Raw genomic sequence first — 16,018 nt, 5'->3', positions numbered from 1 at the left:
CGATGAGTGAAGTGCAAACCCCACCCAGAAATCTTCTCAAGGCCGAGCGCGTGGAATACGTGCTCAACCGGCTGGAAGCGCTGTACCCGGAGACTCCGGTCCCCCTGGACCATTTCGATGCCTACTCATTGCTGGTCGCCGTACTGTTATCCGCGCAGTGCACCGACGAGCGGGTTAACCAGATCACTCCCGGGTTGTGGGAGCTGGCAGACAATCCGCACGATATGGCAAAGGTGCCGGTGGAGAAAATTCGCGAGGTCATTCGCCCCTGCGGACTGTCACCGCAAAAATCCAAAGCTATCCAGAAACTGTCGGAAATCCTGGTCAACGAATACCATGGTCAGGTACCGGAAAATATGGCGGCACTGGAAACACTGCCCGGCGTCGGTCACAAGACCGCGAGCGTGGTGATGGCGCAGGCATTTGGCCACCCGGCATTTCCGGTGGATACCCACATTCACCGCCTCGCCCAGCGCTGGGGACTGACCTCCGGTAAAAATGTGGCGCAGACAGAAAAAGACCTGAAGCGCCTGTTCCCCAGAGATAAGTGGAACAAGCTACATCTGCAGTTCATTTTCTACGGCCGAGAGTACTGCTCGGCGCGCGGCTGCGATGGCACTGTGTGTGAGATTTGCACCACCTGCTATCCCGCACGTAAAAAACCCAAGAAAACCAGGAAGGCTTGAATCTATTCAGCCCGAACGCCAGTTTTACCCGAACAAGACTCACAGAAACAAGAATTACAGGAAGCACGATGATCACCCTTTACGGCATCAAGAATTGCGACACCGTAAAAAAGGCCCGCAAGTGGCTGGAGCAGAATGACGTGGCGTACACCTTTCACGATTTCCGCGAAAACGGTATGGAGAGTGTTCCCCTCGCCCAATGGCTCGAAGCATCCGGCTGGGAACAGGTATTGAATCGGCGCTCCACCAGCTGGCGCGCACTCAGCGACGAACAGAAAAATACTATGGACAATAGCAGCGCCCTGACACTCGCCACGGAAACGCCCACCCTGATCAAACGCCCGGTAATGACCAGGGGCAGCGAGACCCTGTTCGGTTTCAAAGCGGATCTCTACGCCGACTTTGTCCGGTAAGCGCGCCCGATAATTCCCTGAACAAATTCAGACTCACGACAAGGAAACAACATGAGTAACGTATACAGCATCGGCTTCGGCGTCGGCACCTGCAACAGCAAGGGCGAATGGCTGGAGGTCTATTTTCCGCAACCGCTGCTGAACCCGGCAGAAGAAATTGCCAGCGCCGTCACCGGTGCGCTGAATGTCAATGAGGGCAACCACGCCATCGCTCTGGAAGAAGCCCAGCTACAACCGCTGGCCGATCAACTGGAAAGCGCCGGTGCCAGTGAGCAAGCAACCATCCTGCGCCAGTTTGCCGGTAGCCAGCGCCCGCTGGTAGCCGTCGTACTGCACACCGATGATGCCCCTCAGTCCGTGCCAGAGGCCTACCTGAAGCTGCACCTGCTCTCGCACCGCCTGGTCAAGCCCCACGGCACCAAGCTGGACGGCGTGTTTGGTCAGCTGGCTAATGTAGCCTGGACCAACCAGGGCGCAATCGATCTGGAAGAGTTGCCGCAGCGCCAGCTGGAAGCCCGCCTGAAAGGCGAACTGCTGGAAGTTTCCTGCGTGGACAAGTTCCCCAAAATGACCAACTACGTCGTGCCCAAGGGTGTACGTATCGCCCATACCGCCCGCGTACGTCTCGGCGCTTACCTGGGTGAAGGCACCACCATCATGCACGAGGGCTTCGTGAACTTTAATGCGGGCACTGAAGGCCCGGGCATGATTGAAGGTCGTATTTCCGCGGGCGTTTTCGTGGGTGCGGGCTCCGACCTCGGCGGTGGCAGCTCCACTATGGGCACCCTCTCCGGCGGTGGCAATATCGTGATTTCGCTCGGTGAAGGCTGCCTGCTGGGCGCCAACGCCGGTACCGGTATTCCCCTGGGTGATCGCTGCACGGTGGAATCCGGTCTGTACATTACTTCCGGCACCAAGGTGGCGGTGCTGGATGACAAGGGTGAGGTTGCAGAATCCGTTAAGGCGCGCGACCTGGCCGGAAAATCCGACTTGCTGTTCCGTCGCAATTCCTCCACCGGCGCGGTGGAATGCCTGACCAACAAGAGTGCGGTTGAACTTAATTCAGAGCTCCACAAGAACTGAGTGGCACGCTAGGGTGGGTATGTGCCAGTGCATCCACCCTTTCCCCTGTAATACCTTCCCACCGGGCTCGCGGCATCCTCGCCCAGTGACGACAAAGCGCCAGGGGGAATATTTCGGAAACGCTGTGAATACATCCCTGTACGCTCCGGCGGCGACGTCCCTGTCGCCGACGGTTCCGAAACATTCCCCCTGGCGCTTTGTCTTTGCCCCGGCAATTTGGCTTCGGCCTCTACCACCGGGTCTGTACTAGCGAGACTGGAAAATAATGTGAAATTTAGCGCGAAGGTTTTGCTGGCGATGGCTTCTCGCGAGACCTTCTAAAACAGGGACGTTTTAGAAGAGCCCCCATGGATGGGTTCACGGCGTGTCTCGCGAGAAGCCATCGCCAGCAAAACCGCCCCCCAACAGGAACAGTGCTTCCCAAAACCTCAGGGCCATAGAATGACTCCAACAATAGAACTGACCAAAGAACTGATCCGCCGCCGCTCCGTCACACCGGAAGATGCCGGCTGTATGGAACTGATGCTAGAACGTCTGGAAAAAATCGGCTTCAAAACCGAGCACCTGCGTTTCGGCGATACCGACAACTTCTGGACCGTACGTGGCGAAGAAGGTCCCCTGTTCGCCTTCGCCGGCCATACCGACGTCGTCCCCACAGGCCCCGAAGAGAACTGGCAATACCCACCTTTTGAGCCACAAATCGTCGACGGCATGCTGTACGGGCGCGGCGCTGCCGATATGAAAGGTTCTCTCGCCGCCATGGTCGTCGCCTGCGAAGAATTTGTCGCCGCCCACCCCGACCACAAAGGCCGCATCGCCCTGCTGATCACCAGTGATGAAGAAGGCCCCGCAAAACACGGTACCGTGAAAGTCGTGGAATGGCTGGAGGAAAGAGGCGAGAAAATCGACTGGTGCCTGGTGGGCGAACCTTCCAGCACCACCCTCGCCGGCGACGTGATCAAAAACGGCCGTCGCGGTTCTCTGGGTCTCGAACTGACCGTATCCGGCATTCAGGGCCACGTGGCCTACCCGCACCTGGCGGAAAACCCCGTCCACAAGCTCGCGCCGGCACTGGCGGAACTCGCCGCAGAAGAGTGGGACCAGGGCAATGACTTCTTCCCCGCTACCAGCTTCCAGGTCTCCAACATCAATGGCGGCACTGGCGCTACCAATGTGATCCCCGGTGACGTAAAGGTAGTATGCAACTGGCGCTTCTCCACCGAAACCACCGCCGAACAACTGGAACAACGCGCCCGCGCCATCTTTGACAAGCACGGCCTGAAGTATGAAGCCCACTTCAATCTCTCCGGCCAGCCTTTCCTGACCGCAGAAGGGCCTCTGGTGGAATCCGCACAGGCCGCGATCAAAAAGGTCACCGGCCGCGATACCGAACTCTCCACCGCCGGCGGCACCTCAGACGGCCGCTTTATCGCCCCTACCGGCGCACAGGTGGTGGAGCTCGGCCCGGTCAATGCCACCATTCACAAGGTGGATGAGTGCGTAAAAGCCGAAGATCTCGACCTGATAAAAGACATGTATCGGGAGATACTCGCGGGTCTGCTGGCCGAGTAAACACAGCCAATCACCACAAACGTGAGATGTTTCACAAACTTGTCGCCCGTAGTATTCTCCAATGGGACACGGGCGGCATGGAGGCTATCCCCTTCCCGCCCATACCATTAACCAACGCCGTATTACATGGAGTGTTTATGCGTCTGGCCACAGTCCTCTGTTTCTTCTTCTCCCTGACCGTCACTGCAGTCGCCGCTGCTACGGTCCCCCTCGAAGACCTGATCCGCCACCCGGAAGTCCACCAGGTCAAAATTTCCCCAACCGGTACTCATCTGGCGGTACAGCGCAAGTTCGAGGGGGAGCGGGTGCTGGTCATCATGTCCCTGTCACCACTGAAAATTACCGGCCGCCTGCGCTTTCGTGGGCAAGAGGAAGTGGGCAATTTTTATTGGGCCAGCGACGACCGAGTGGTAGCGGAAGTCATTACCAAAAAAGCTGCGCTGGAAGCCCCGGTAAACTACGGGTCTCTATATGCCATCAATGCAGATGGTACCCGCGGCAAGAATATTTTTGGTTACGCCGCCGGGGAGCGGCAAACCGGTAGCCGTATCAAGAAAGCGGAAGACACCTACGCCCACGCCACCATCATCGACCCGCTGGCGGACGACAAAAACGAGATTCTGATATCCACCTATCCCTGGGCGAGAGACTGGGAAACCCATGGGGATGTCTATCGCCTGAATATCTACACCGGTGTGCGTCGATCCGTTATCGGGCTACCTCAGGTCGGAGGGCGCGCTTACACCGACGGCCGCGGCAACCTGCTGTTTGCCAATGGCACCAACCGCGAAAACGAGTACGAGCTCTACACCAAAGCGGAAAATGGCTGGGAGCAGGTTACGCACCCGGTTTTGCGCCACGGCGCGCCAGTCGGTTACGACCACGAGCGCGAGCTGGCCTACCTGGTGGCAGATATACCTGGCCAGACTGAAACACTGATTGCCTGGGATCGAGAAAAGCAGGAAGTGAAAAAAATTGTGCAGGATGAAATCGCCGATATCAGTGATGTAATTCTGCAACCGAGCAACCAGCGCCCTATCGGTGTTTACCTGAATCCCGACTACCCCACCGTTCAATTTTTTGATGAAGGCAATGGCTTTGCCCCCCTGTATCGCGGCTTGAAAAAAGCCTTTCAGGGTTACCATATCAACTTCACCAGCTTTACCCGGGACGGTAAAACCGGTGTTTTGCAGGTCTCGGGTGACCGCCTGCCCGGAGACTTTTTCCTGGTGGATATGGCGTCCAAAAAAGTCGACTTTCTGCTTTCATCGGCAGAGTGGCTGGATCCCGACAACCTGAATCCCATGCGCGCAGAGCACTTTGAATCCTCCGACGGCCTGCGTATCAGCACCTACCTGACCTTCCCCGCCAACACAGAGGATTCCGGCAAGCTGCCCATGGTGGTCATGCCCCACGGCGGCCCCCACGCGCGGGATTTCTGGGGCTACACCCGGGATGCACAGATACTCTCCCAGAATGGTTACCTGGTGCTCCAGGTCAATTTTCGCGGCTCCACCGGGTTCGGCGACCATTTTCTCGATGCCGGAAAAAATCAATGGGGCGGGAATATTCAGCGGGATATTGCCGAGGCGGTGAAATGGGCCGTGGCTGAGGGACATGCAGATCCAGAGCGGGTCTGTATCTATGGGGCAAGCTTTGGCGGTTATTCCGCGCTGATGAATCCCATCCGCTACCCGGATCTGTACCAGTGCGCCGCGGGCTATGTCGGTGTCTATGACCTGGAACTGCTCTACAAGGAAGGAGATGTTCGCCGCCGGGACCGCGGCATCGCCTACCTCAGTGACACCGTTGGCCAGGATCAGGAACATATGCGAGCCAATTCCCCGCTCTACCACACCGACAAACTCAACCTGCCGCTGTTTATCATTCACGGTGAGGAGGACGAGCGCGCGCCAGTGGCCCACGCCGAGGCATTACTGGAAAAGCTGGAAGAGAACGGCAAACCCGCACAATCCCTGATTGTGAAACACGAGGGACACGGCTTTTACAACGAGGACAACCGCAAACTGCTATATACCCAATTACTGGGCTTCCTCGATACACATATTGGTGTCGGTGCAGCGGAAAAATGATTTGCGGCACCGGGAAGCCGGAAAAGCCAGAGAAACCAAAACCAGAAAACGCGGTTTGCAAGCCGCGCTTTCTGGTTTTCAGCGATCCCGCTCAGTGCAACCTGCCGTGCCGGGCGGGAGCTACCGCTGGTTCACGCTCATCAAAACCATGCGCCATCACGAAGTAGTACAGCACCTGTTCTTCTCCATCGGCCTGCGCCATCAGATCAAAGATGGTGCCATCTTTATCTCCGGGAGAAATACGGACGGAAGTGACCAGATCAGGCTCCACAAACATCTCGCCCACCAGGCGTTTGCCGCGCATCAGCTGGACCAACAGGGTTTGTGGGCTTTCGTGGGTAAAGCGCCAGTAGAAATCGTCGTCATCGTAGAGAATGACATCGGGAGATCCCGCCCGCAGAATGCAGTTCGCATGCTCTGCAAGCCAGGGCCAGAAATCTTTGAGCGCCAGGGAGTCGGTCACAGGCATCAGTCCTCGAGTTGCTCGACGCCGTCCGCTCCGCCTTCGAGCCCGAACTCGTCGGCGATCTGACGACACCATTCGTTGAGACGCTTTGCCGTCATTTCTTCCTGCTGATCTTCATCAATGGCGAGGCCAACAAAGATGCCCTGCCCTTCCACTTCCGCCTTGGAGGCTTCGAAGTCATATCCTTCTGTCGGCCAGTGACCAATGATATTAGCGCCGTTGGCGACGATCACATCGTGCAGCATGCCCATGGCATCGAGGAAGTAGTCACCGTAGCCGAACTGGTCGCCCAGCCCGAACAAAGCCACGGTTTTTCCGGTAAAGTCGATTTCCTGCACATCTTCCCAGAAATCTTCCCAGTCAGACTGAATCTGCCCGAAGTCCCAGGTAGGAATACCGAAAATCAGCTGATCGTAGTCGGCGATTTCCAGCTGGGTCACATCCGCAATATCGTGGATTTCCACACGGTCTTCCCCCAGGCGCGCCACAATACGCTGGGCAACGCCTTCGGTATTGCCCTCGTCACTGCCGAAAAACAGGCCGATCTTGCTCACACTCACTCCTCAAACTGCCAGTCGACGGGCGCAGGCGGCCCGACAGGGGCCGGCATTTTCCCAACAAAGGGCGGGTGCGGCAAGCACTGGGGCAAGACGGGGACCCGACCTCAAGCGCTCCGACATAAAAAAGCCCCCGCAAAGCGGAGGCATCAGGGGTGAAAGCTTGCCGGGCGTTGGGGTAGATGCCGACGAGCGATCCGTGACTGACTGTTCAGCGGGAGGGCTTACTCGTCGCTGTCAGCGCGATCGCGCCAGCGCTGCTTGCGCTTTTGATGGCGCTCCATACGCTCCGCTTTCATCTCGTTCAGTGTCGCCTTTTGCTCATCGGTCAGGATGGCCTCAAACTGCGAACGCTGCTGTTCCATATCCTGGGCCCTCTGTACCGCGAGGGCGCCAATACGTGTACCGAGGCTATCCAAAGTCGCCTGGTCCGCACCCGAGCGCACCGCTTCATGCAATTCCTTTCGCAACTCTCTGGACTCCTGCCGGCGAGCCTTGTAGGCCTCTTTACTGGCATCCCGGTTCGCCTTCAATTGGGCTTTCTGGCCTTCCGTGAGATCCAGCTTCTCGGCGATATGCTCAAACATGCGGTGCTTGTGGTGGCGCGGGCCGTGATCGCCATGGGGGGGAAGCCATCACCATTGCCGGTGCAACCATCGCACCACTCAGTACCAGACTGCCTGCAAGCGCTTTCCATCGGTTCATAGATCTATCCTCTCGTGATGATGCCCGTCTCCAGGCGGTGTCGGGTTTCGGACTGACAAATTGTCAGGGCCCGTTTTCTGTTTCAGTAGGTGCATACTAGGCTCGCACTGTGTAAATAGGGGCTAAGGGTGGTAAACATTTGTTAAGAACGGTAAAAGCCGCCATTCTCATCCTCACGGAAGCGAAACCCCGCGCATATAATGCTGATCAAGCAATCCAAGGCGGCTGGAAGTGACCTGAGCCGGTACTTTTAAACTGCCATTGAATAACCTGATCCGAGAGACTCGCGCCCATGAGCCATATCCTGCTGGTAGACGACGACACAGAACTGACTGAGCTGCTGGAAGAATTCCTGGTGGGCGAAGGTTTTTCGGTTACCGTTGCCAATGACGGTGGCCGCGGGCTGGAGCTGGCACGCAGCCAGCCGTTCGATGCTTTAGTGCTGGATGTGATGCTCCCGATCCACAACGGGTTCGATGTATTGCGTAAGTTGCGTGAGGAATCCGGGGCAAACAGTCAGTCCCTGCCCGTGCTAATGCTGACCGCAAAAGGCGACACGGTGGACCGGATCGTCGGGCTGGAAATGGGGGCCGACGACTATCTGCCAAAACCCTGCAACCCCAGAGAACTGGCAGCGCGCCTGCGCGCGGTACTCAGGCGCGGGCGCTCGGAGGCGGAAGCCGTATCCGACAACCTGTCGTGCGGTCCCATCGTCCTGCTTCCCAGAGAACACCAATGCACCTGGGAGAGCCAGCCGGTCAACCTGACAGGGGCGGAATTTTCTGTACTCAAAGTCCTGGTCGAGCACGCCGGTGAAGTTGTCAGTAAAGAAGTGCTGACGGAAGAAGCCCTGGGTCGGAAACTGATGCCTTACGATCGCTCCATTGATGTACACGTCAGCAATATCCGCAAAAAACTCGCCGGGCACGGTGCCAGCCGGGAGTTGATCATCAACATCCGCGGCGCCGGCTATATGCTGACCAAGAGCCAGGGTTAAGCGGAATGAAGTTCATCAGCAGCCTGTTCGGGCGCATGTTTATCGGCGCCTGGCTGACAGCCATCCTCATGGTATTTCTGGCGGTTTACATTACCCACTTCCGCGAATTTGGCGATCCGCGCCAGAAAGACCGCTGGGAGGGCGCAGAGCTCTTTCGGGAGATTACCGACAACCTGCGTATTTCCCGCCGTCACGGCCCTGAGCATTTTCACCACTGGCTGGAGCGACTGCCAGCGGATTTACAAGAGCGCATCTACGCGCTGGATCACAGCGGCCACGAGCTGCTCAACCGCCCGATCCCCCAGTCCATGGCACCGCTGATCGCCGCCCTCAATTTCCGCAATCGCGAAGAGCATGCCCTGGTCGATAAAAAGCCCACCATTGGCTTTTTTGTTCCCCAGCGCGGCGGCGACAGCCTGCGGGTGGTTTTCATCGCCGGCAGAAGCAAGGAAGAGTTGCTGGTTCGCTTCCTGTTGAACAACTTCTGGCCGATTCTGGTGCTCGCCACCCTCGCATCCGGCCTCGCCTGCTATTTTCTGGCCCGCTACCTCAGCAAGCCACTGGATAACCTGCGCGTTGCCAGCCGGCGTGTCGCCGCCGGCGATCTGGGTTACCGGGTAACCCCGGTTTTGAAAGGCCATAGCCTCGAGCTGGGCGAACTGGCTGCCGACTTCGATTCCATGACAGCGCAACTGCAAGAGTCTATGGCGGAACAGCGCCGGTTGATCAAGGATGTGTCCCACGAACTGCGCTCCCCCCTCGCCCGCCTGCAGGTCGCGCTCGGCATCGCACGGCAGAAGAATGTTGGCGCTCTGGATCCGGAGCTGGACAAAATTGGCAAGGCGGCCGATTACCTGGAAGACATCATTGCCGATATCCTGTCGCTACCAGTCAATAGCAATGACGACCGACCGCTGGACGATGTGGTGGAAGTCAACAGCCTATTGCAGGCACTGACCGAAGAGTTGCAGGATGAAGCCCAGGCTCAGGGGGTGCAGTTTGCTCTCAGACAGGGCGAACGCGAATTCCTGGTCGCCACCCGGGGCAGCTCGTTGACCGCCGCGCTGGAGAACATTCTGCGTAACAGCATCAAATACAGCCCCCGAGGTAGCGCGGTCGAACTCACGGTGACGGCGCAGCCCGAACAGCGCTGCCGTATCCAGGTGATCGACGCCGGCAGCGGCGTGCCGGAAACGGAGCTGGAAGCCATATTCCGCCCCTTCTATCGTACCGATGAAGCGCGCACCCGGGAGAGCGGAGGGTTCGGCCTGGGACTGGCGATCGCCCAGCGGACGGTGGTGCAGCACGGCGGTGTCATCACTGCGTTCAATCCAAAACACGCGGGACTGGGCATTAGCATTGAATTACCCCTATTGGACGATGCCTTCTGACGCGGTTGGCACAGCCGACGCATACTCTTTTTCGCTGCGATACCCTAAACTGGCAACGGTCTTGCACTGACAAACTTTGCATAGACAGATTCTGCACAGACAAGCTCTACACAGATAAGGGAATACCATGCGCTGGATTCTGTACATTCTGATCTTCCTCGCCCTGCTGGTGCTGGCAGGCTTCCTGTTTCCCCGCGTCGCTACCACCGAGCGCAGTGTCTACATCGCGGAACCACCAGCGGTGGTATTTCCCTATGTGAATGATTTGCGCAAGTTCAATCAGTGGTCGCCGTGGTTCCAAATCGACCCGGAAACGCAGTACTCCTATGACGGCTTTGCCGAGGGTGTTGGCTCTTCCATGAAATGGAAAAGCGACGATCCCAATGTGGGTGCCGGGGCGATGGCAATTACCGCCAGCGAGCCCTATTCCCGGGTAGCGATGGATCTCGATTTCGGCTCCCAGGGAACCGCCAGATCGGAGTTCCAGCTGCAGCCTCAGGGCAGCGGTACCAATATCACATGGTCGTTCTCGTCCGAGATGGGAGCTGGCCCTATAGCGCGCTGGATCGGCTTGATGGTATCGAGAATGGTTGGCGCGTCGTACGAGCAGGGGCTGCAGAAACTGAAGACCGTGGTGGAAGATGCCCCGGGCAGTGCGCCATTATCCAGCGAGAACAGTGCCACGTCCTCTGATTCACAGCCCCTGCCCCAGGCTCCGGAAAGCGCCGACCCGGGCACCATTGAACCGGCGCCGGTAGACCCCGGAATGGAAAGTCCGATTCTGGACGACGAAGAGGCAGGCGAACTGCCCGGCAACGATGAAGATGCCCTCGAAGAGTTTGATTCAGAGCCGAACCCCGAATCGCACCGTGAATAAGCCCCCAAATCACACGCATTAAAAAGGCGGCCAACAACAGCCGCCTTGTCTTTGATGCGCCAGGACATTTACATCTGCGCCACAACAGCTCTACTTTCTTCCCTTCCGCGTGGGCCTGGTATTTCTCGCCTTGGCTCTCGAGGGCGCTGCCTTGGAAGGCGGCTTTGGGCTCGATTTCGGGGTTGGTTTACTCGGAGCAGTCTTAAGCGTCGCTTTCGAAGGCGCTTTTCGCAGCTTTCGACGCTGGCGTTGCAGAGTCTCTTTCTCCGACTGAGTCAGAGGTCGCTGACCCAGTTTCGGCAGCCCCGCAGTAATACAGAGGTCATCAATCTCTTTCGGTTCCATCTCTATCCACTGCCCCACACGCACATGAGACGGAATAAAGACACTGCCGTAACGCACGCGCTTAAGCCGGCTAACCCGCACGCCCTGGGACTCCCACAAGCGCCGAACTTCCCGGTTACGTCCTTCCATCACCACACAATAGAACCAACGATTGGTGCCTTCGCCACCGCTTTCCACAATATCGGTAAAGCGGGCCTGACCGTCATCCAGTAATACGCCGGAAGTCAGACGTTTCTTGACTTCATCGTCGACGTGCCCCTGGATTCGCACCAGATATTCCCGATCGATAACCGATGACGGGTGCATCAGTTTGTTGGCCAATTCGCCGCTGTTGGTAAACAGCAACAGGCCACTGGTATTGAAGTCGAGTCGGCCGACAGAAATCCAGCGGCCACTTTTCAGGCGCGGTAGACGATCATAGACCGTGGGCCGGCCCTCCGGGTCATGTCGGGAACAGATTTCCCCAATGGGTTTGTTGTAAAGGATGACCCGCAGGCGGTTCTCTTCAATACCCGGCAACCGGCGGCCATCAAATTCGATCTGGTCGTCATCGGTAACCCGCTCGCCCAATCCGGCGACTTCGCCATTGACGGTGACACGGCCAGCCTCGATGGCCCGCTCCATTTCCCGGCGAGAACCCATTCCCGCTCGAGCCAATACTTTCTGCAATTTTTCGCCCGCAGGCACGGATTCGTTACTCATGTATCCTGGCTTTCCCGCACTTGGGGTTCGTCGGCGTCTAAATCGCCGGATGGCGTTTGTTCGGATTCGGCAGTGGTTTCAGACTGCAACTCGCTCACTGGCGCGTCGTCATTTTCGGCTGTCTGCACTTCCTGCTCGTTCCGTTCCGCCAATTGATTAAAAGAATCGTGATCTGACTCGATGTCAGCTTCAGGGGTAGACTCTGCTTCAGCATAGTCCGCGTGGACGGCCGGCAGGCTGTCTTCGGCCTCCGCCGCCTGAGGCTGTTGCCCGTCATCGGCATCTTCGGCCGACAGGTCCGATGGCGCCTGTGATTCGTCGATCGGCGCTTCCGGGGCGCCTTGCCCCCCGCCGTACGCCTCATCACTTTGATCTGCCGTCGGTTCCTGATCTTCCGCGGCGCCCTCGCCCGCTGAACCATCGCCTGCTGTCCCCTCAGCCGAGTCGGTATTGGCCGCCTCTCCGAGATCCAGCGCCGCATTCAGGCTGTCGATATCGCGGATTTCCGCCAGGGTAGGCAGATCATCCAGGCTGCGCAGATTGAAATAGTCGAGAAACTCCCGGGTAGTCGCATACAGCGAAGGTTTACCGGGGACATCCCTCTGGCCAACAACTTTAATCCAGCCGCGCTCGGTCAGGCTTTTAACAATATGTGAGCTGACCGCAACGCCGCGGATCTCTTCGATATCGCCGCGGGTAATCGGCTGGCGGTAGGCGATGATCGCCAGTGTTTCCAGTGTCGCGCGCGAGTATTTCTGCGGTTTCTCTTCCCACAGCTTGTTAACCCAGGGCGCCAGGTCTTCCGGCACCTGAAAACGCCAGCCGCTGGCGACCTGCTTCAGTTCAAAACCACGTCCGGCACCATCTTCTATAATCTGCTCCAGTACTTCCCTGAGCAGGGCTTTTTCCGGCCGTTCCTCTTCATCAAATAGCGACAACAGACGATCTTCCGACAACGGCTGTGCCGCCGCCAGTAGCGCCCCTTCCACAACCCGGCGTAATACTTCCGGAGTAATACTCATTTCGTTCGGTTCACTCAATTAATTAACCCAGCGCCGGCTCTACATCGGCGGCGCTTTGCGTTGGTTCGTCTTCAGCTTCAGTGTCGTCCCACTCGCTTTCTTTGTTATGCGCCCGCCCATCTTCATTTTCTGCCGCCTGATCGGCATTCTCAGCCACGTCGCCCCGCGCCCGGATATGGATAGCGCTGAACGCATCGTTCTGGATCAGTTCCACCAGAGACTCTTTCACCAGTTCCATCACCGCAAGAAAGGTCACCACGACGCCCAGACGCCCCTCTTCCGCGCGGAAGAGGCTGACAAAGGGAACGAACTGGCGGTGGCGAATTTTGTCCAGTACCTCGGTCATACGCTCGCGGGTGGACAGCTTTTCTTTCTCCACCTGATGGCTTTCAAACATGTCCGCACGCCGCAGCACATCCGCCAGTGCCACCAACACTTCCTTCAGGTCCACCTCGGGTTCAGGGCGGGTAAGCTTGCGATCCGGACCGGTGGCATTGGCCTGGTGGATATCCCGCCCCACCCGGGGGAGTTCATCCATATCTTCCGCAGCGGACTTGAAGCGCTCGTACTCCTGCAGGCGGCGGATCAGTGCCGCGCGCGGATCCTCGCCCTCCTCTTCTTCCGCTTCCGGCGGACGTGGCAGCAGCATGCGGGATTTGATCTCCGCCAGCATCGCCGCCATCACCAGGTATTCGGCAGCCAGCTCGAACCGCATTGCGGTCATCATTTCCACATACCCCATGTACTGGCGGGTAATGTCGGAAACGTTGATCTCGAGAATATCCAGATTCTGGCGACGGATCAGGTACAGCAGCAGGTCCAGGGGCCCTTCAAAGGCCTCGAGGATGACTTCCAGCGCATCCGGGGGAATGTACAGGTCAGCGGGGAGATCGGTGAACGCCTTGCCTTCAACCAGAGCAAAGGGCATCTCCCCCTGTCGCGCGCCGTCGCCGGACACCGACTGGTCGGCACCCGATCCATCACTCTCGCCGGCTTCGGATGTAACGCTCTCGTCGTCGGACGCCTGAGTCGACGCTTCCGCCTTCAGGATCTCTTCCGCCGCGGCCGCTACATCATCCTCGGTGGCCGGCTCGCACCCGGTACTATCGGCAGCATTTTCGGGGTCTGCAGCCTCCTCTTCAGGGCCTGCAGACGCCATTACTACTTCTTCAAAATCGTCACTGGACACACGGCAGTCCTTCCGGAAATGCAAACGGGCGATTATACATCAGAGTCAGCCGATTATTTCATCAATTGTGCCGCATCCCTGACGCACCAGCTCGGGCTCGTCGCCAGTGAGATCCACCACCGTGGTCGCTTCCAGACCACAGAACCCACCGTCGATAACCAGCTCCACCTGGTGCTCCAGGGTGTCGCGGATATCGTAGGGGTCGGTGAGCGGCTGCTCCTCTCCGGGCATGATCAGGCTGCAGCTCATCAGTGGCTCGCCCAGGGCCTCGATCAGCGCCAGTGCGATGGCATTTTCCGGCACCCGCAGACCAATGGTCTTACGCTTGGCATGTGCCAGCCGACGCGGCACTTCCGAAGTGGCCGGCATGATGAAGGTGTAGGGGCCCGGGGTATGATTTTTAAGCAGGCGGAACATCTGATTGTCGACCTTGGCGTAGCTGGCCAGTTCCGACAGATCCCGGCACATCAAGGTAAAGTTATGATGCTTGTCCAGTTGCCGCAGCGCGCGGATACGCTCTACGGCGAGCTTTTCCCCAAGCCGACAGCCAATGGCGTAGGCTGAATCCGTGGGAAATACGATGATACCGCCGGCGGAGACGATCTCAGCGGCCTGATTGATCAGCCGTGCCTGCGGATTGTCCGGATGAATCTGGAAAAACTGTGCCACAAATACCCCCTGATACCCCGATAAAGTACTGTTACGACGGTCGCACCTCACTGGCAGCACGTAACCGCATGCCCAGAACTGTGTTTACCAGGATGACTGTCTGAAAGACGACGCACGGCCATGTGGCGCCAACACCACACGACCGCCCGGTCCAGACAGATACCTCTAACCTGAGACCATCTCTGCATCAGTTTGCCACAGATTCCAGATTGGCTCGACGCCCGCGGGCAGTCTTACCGAACCCAGTTCTCGCCAGGGCTGGTCCGGCTGGTGAAAATCACTGCCGAGGGAAGCCAGCAGTCCGCGCCCGTCTGCGGCCACCCGCTCGAGTAATGAGAGGACTTCCCGGGTCTGTACCGGGTTCTGGCGCCCGCAAACCACTTCTGCGCCCTGCCCACCGGCGTCGCGAAAGTCCGTCAACAAGCCCAGCAGGCGGGTGCGTGTCAAACCGTATTTCAGTGGATGGGCCAGAACCGCTGCGCCACCCGCTGCGCGGATAGTCGCCACAGTCTCTGTGAGATCGGGCCAGGCCACCGCCACATCACCGGTCTTCCCGGCACCCAGGTAACGCTTGAACGCTTTCGCGGTATCCGGCACATGTCCAGCTTCCACCAGCCAGCGCGCAAAGTGTGGGCGCCCGATCACCCCGTCGCCGGCAAAAGACCTGGCCCCTGACAGAGCGCCCGTAAAACCGCGTTTTTCCAATCGCAGGGCAATCTGCTCCGCGCGCTCGGCGCGCAATCGGTCACGGACTGCAACACCTTGCTGCAACGACATGGACGAGCAGTCTACGTTCAACCCGACGACATGTACGCTGCGCCGCCCCCAGCAGGCGGTAAATTCGATACCGGGTAAAATGGAGACCCCGTGCGCCTCTCCGGCGTGTTCAGCCTCGCGTACGCCAGCCACTGTGTCGTGATCGGTCAGCGCCAATAGCGTGACATCCTGTGCTTTCGCTCTCGACACCAGCTCGGTAGGGCTTAAAATACCGTCAGAGGCGGTACTGTGGCAGTGCAGGTCTATTTGCCCGGAGAATTGACCGGAAAATACTGTATCGGTCATTTTGCTAAACTTTCCGCCATATTGGTTGGATTTTGTTCACTTTACCGTCACTATTGAACCCATTACACCGGCCAATGTCTCAGGCCGACCAGTTTGCCGGACCAGCGTGCCGGTTTCAGGGATAAGGCCCCGAGCGCGGGGATCCATTTTCGCCGCTGACAGCTGTAGCGTCAGCCAGCGGGCATTATC

Annotated in this window: 16 protein-coding genes; 8 read left to right on the top strand and 8 right to left on the bottom strand. The window is 58.2% G+C overall.

The features are described 5' to 3' along the window. Positions 1-2 precede the first annotated feature (2 nt). From nth to LPW13_RS04895, 5 genes are all read left to right on the top strand, one after another. The gene (nth, locus tag LPW13_RS04915; protein WP_230438319.1) at positions 3-686 is read left to right on the top strand and encodes an endonuclease III; all 684 of its coding nucleotides are present in this window, start codon (positions 3-5) and stop codon (positions 684-686) included. Between the two features lie 68 nt (positions 687-754). Continuing rightward, on the top strand, positions 755-1,099 hold the full coding sequence (locus LPW13_RS04910) for an ArsC family reductase (protein ID WP_230438318.1): 345 nt from the start codon (positions 755-757) through the stop codon (positions 1,097-1,099). A gap of 51 nt (positions 1,100-1,150) precedes the next feature. Continuing rightward, complete coding sequence (gene dapD, locus LPW13_RS04905) at positions 1,151-2,182, top strand: 2,3,4,5-tetrahydropyridine-2,6-dicarboxylate N-succinyltransferase (protein WP_230438317.1); 1,032 nt, start codon at positions 1,151-1,153, stop codon at positions 2,180-2,182. 441 nt (positions 2,183-2,623) lie between these two features. Beyond that, positions 2,624-3,754 carry a succinyl-diaminopimelate desuccinylase gene (gene dapE, locus LPW13_RS04900; protein WP_230438316.1) on the top strand — a complete coding sequence of 377 codons (1,131 nt, stop codon included), beginning with the start codon at positions 2,624-2,626 and terminating at the stop codon, positions 3,752-3,754. A 137-nt stretch (positions 3,755-3,891) separates the two neighbouring features. After that, on the top strand, positions 3,892-5,847 hold the full coding sequence (locus LPW13_RS04895) for an alpha/beta hydrolase family protein (protein WP_230438315.1): 1,956 nt from the start codon (positions 3,892-3,894) through the stop codon (positions 5,845-5,847). 91 nt (positions 5,848-5,938) lie between these two features. Here LPW13_RS04895 and LPW13_RS04890 read toward each other — a convergent pair whose 3' ends face one another. The 3 genes from LPW13_RS04890 to LPW13_RS04880 form a co-directional block, all read right to left on the bottom strand. Then, positions 5,939-6,316, bottom strand: coding sequence for a hypothetical protein (locus tag LPW13_RS04890; protein ID WP_377563554.1), 378 nt, complete (start codon positions 6,314-6,316; stop codon positions 5,939-5,941). Beyond that, the gene (locus tag LPW13_RS04885; RefSeq protein ID WP_230438313.1) at positions 6,316-6,867 is read right to left on the bottom strand and encodes a flavodoxin; all 552 of its coding nucleotides are present in this window, start codon (positions 6,865-6,867) and stop codon (positions 6,316-6,318) included. The genes LPW13_RS04890 and LPW13_RS04885 overlap by 1 nt, the downstream gene beginning before the upstream one ends. 227 nt (positions 6,868-7,094) lie before the next feature. Further along, entirely contained in the window at positions 7,095-7,457 is a 363-nt protein-coding gene (locus tag LPW13_RS04880; RefSeq protein WP_230438312.1) for a Spy/CpxP family protein refolding chaperone, read from the bottom strand. A 410-nt stretch (positions 7,458-7,867) separates the two neighbouring features. Here LPW13_RS04880 and LPW13_RS04875 point away from each other — a divergent pair, with 410 nt between their 5' ends. The 3 genes from LPW13_RS04875 to LPW13_RS04865 all read left to right on the top strand — a co-directional run bounded on the left by LPW13_RS04875 (position 7,868) and on the right by LPW13_RS04865 (position 10,840). Further along, positions 7,868-8,572: a response regulator transcription factor gene (locus LPW13_RS04875; protein ID WP_230438311.1), complete on the top strand. Its 705-nt coding sequence runs from the start codon at positions 7,868-7,870 to the stop codon at positions 8,570-8,572. Positions 8,573-8,577: 5 nt separating this feature from the next. Then, the gene (locus tag LPW13_RS04870; RefSeq protein WP_230438310.1) at positions 8,578-9,963 is read left to right on the top strand and encodes an ATP-binding protein; all 1,386 of its coding nucleotides are present in this window, start codon (positions 8,578-8,580) and stop codon (positions 9,961-9,963) included. 127 nt (positions 9,964-10,090) lie between these two features. Further along, on the top strand, positions 10,091-10,840 hold the full coding sequence (locus LPW13_RS04865) for an SRPBCC family protein (RefSeq protein ID WP_230438309.1): 750 nt from the start codon (positions 10,091-10,093) through the stop codon (positions 10,838-10,840). A 90-nt stretch (positions 10,841-10,930) separates the two neighbouring features. Here the strand turns inward: LPW13_RS04865 and rluB are convergent, their stop codons facing one another. The 5 genes from rluB to LPW13_RS04840 all read right to left on the bottom strand — a co-directional run bounded on the left by rluB (position 10,931) and on the right by LPW13_RS04840 (position 15,829). Then, positions 10,931-11,887, bottom strand: a complete 957-nt coding sequence (rluB, locus tag LPW13_RS04860; protein WP_230438308.1) for a 23S rRNA pseudouridine(2605) synthase RluB — start codon at positions 11,885-11,887, stop codon at positions 10,931-10,933. Further along, positions 11,884-12,927 carry an SMC-Scp complex subunit ScpB gene (gene scpB, locus LPW13_RS04855; protein WP_230438307.1) on the bottom strand — a complete coding sequence of 348 codons (1,044 nt, stop codon included), beginning with the start codon at positions 12,925-12,927 and terminating at the stop codon, positions 11,884-11,886. Before scpB ends, rluB begins: the two co-directional genes overlap by 4 nt. 4 nt (positions 12,928-12,931) lie before the next feature. Next, positions 12,932-13,960: a segregation and condensation protein A gene (locus LPW13_RS04850; RefSeq protein WP_377563746.1), complete on the bottom strand. Its 1,029-nt coding sequence runs from the start codon at positions 13,958-13,960 to the stop codon at positions 12,932-12,934. Between the two features lie 183 nt (positions 13,961-14,143). Beyond that, entirely contained in the window at positions 14,144-14,767 is a 624-nt protein-coding gene (locus LPW13_RS04845; RefSeq protein WP_230438306.1) for an L-threonylcarbamoyladenylate synthase, read from the bottom strand. A 165-nt stretch (positions 14,768-14,932) separates the two neighbouring features. Next, positions 14,933-15,829 carry a PHP domain-containing protein gene (locus tag LPW13_RS04840; RefSeq protein WP_230438305.1) on the bottom strand — a complete coding sequence of 299 codons (897 nt, stop codon included), beginning with the start codon at positions 15,827-15,829 and terminating at the stop codon, positions 14,933-14,935. Positions 15,830-16,018: the final 189 nt, after the last annotated feature.

Origin of the sequence: Microbulbifer celer, assembly GCF_020991125.1 — a bacterium.
GTDB lineage: Bacteria > Pseudomonadota > Gammaproteobacteria > Pseudomonadales > Cellvibrionaceae > Microbulbifer > Microbulbifer celer.
Note: the sequence above shows the minus strand (reverse complement) of the source record. Positions and strands in the feature narration are given on the sequence as shown.

What these genes read in the sequence shown, in the direction of transcription:
- nth (WP_230438319.1), top strand. Translation starts at nt 3, where the DNA reads ATGAGTGAAGTGCAAACCCCACCCAGAAATCTTCTCAAGGCCGAGCGC.
- LPW13_RS04910 (WP_230438318.1), top strand. Translation starts at nt 755, where the DNA reads ATGATCACCCTTTACGGCATCAAGAATTGCGACACCGTAAAAAAGGCC.
- dapD (WP_230438317.1), top strand. Translation starts at nt 1,151, where the DNA reads ATGAGTAACGTATACAGCATCGGCTTCGGCGTCGGCACCTGCAACAGC.
- dapE (WP_230438316.1), top strand. Translation starts at nt 2,624, where the DNA reads ATGACTCCAACAATAGAACTGACCAAAGAACTGATCCGCCGCCGCTCC.
- LPW13_RS04895 (WP_230438315.1), top strand. Translation starts at nt 3,892, where the DNA reads ATGCGTCTGGCCACAGTCCTCTGTTTCTTCTTCTCCCTGACCGTCACT.
- LPW13_RS04890 (WP_377563554.1), bottom strand. Translation starts at nt 6,316, where the DNA reads ATGCCTGTGACCGACTCCCTGGCGCTCAAAGATTTCTGGCCCTGGCTT.
- LPW13_RS04880 (WP_230438312.1), bottom strand. Translation starts at nt 7,457, where the DNA reads ATGTTTGAGCATATCGCCGAGAAGCTGGATCTCACGGAAGGCCAGAAA.
- LPW13_RS04875 (WP_230438311.1), top strand. Translation starts at nt 7,868, where the DNA reads ATGAGCCATATCCTGCTGGTAGACGACGACACAGAACTGACTGAGCTG.
- LPW13_RS04870 (WP_230438310.1), top strand. Translation starts at nt 8,578, where the DNA reads ATGAAGTTCATCAGCAGCCTGTTCGGGCGCATGTTTATCGGCGCCTGG.
- LPW13_RS04865 (WP_230438309.1), top strand. Translation starts at nt 10,091, where the DNA reads ATGCGCTGGATTCTGTACATTCTGATCTTCCTCGCCCTGCTGGTGCTG.
- rluB (WP_230438308.1), bottom strand. Translation starts at nt 11,887, where the DNA reads ATGAGTAACGAATCCGTGCCTGCGGGCGAAAAATTGCAGAAAGTATTG.
- LPW13_RS04840 (WP_230438305.1), bottom strand. Translation starts at nt 15,829, where the DNA reads ATGACCGATACAGTATTTTCCGGTCAATTCTCCGGGCAAATAGACCTG.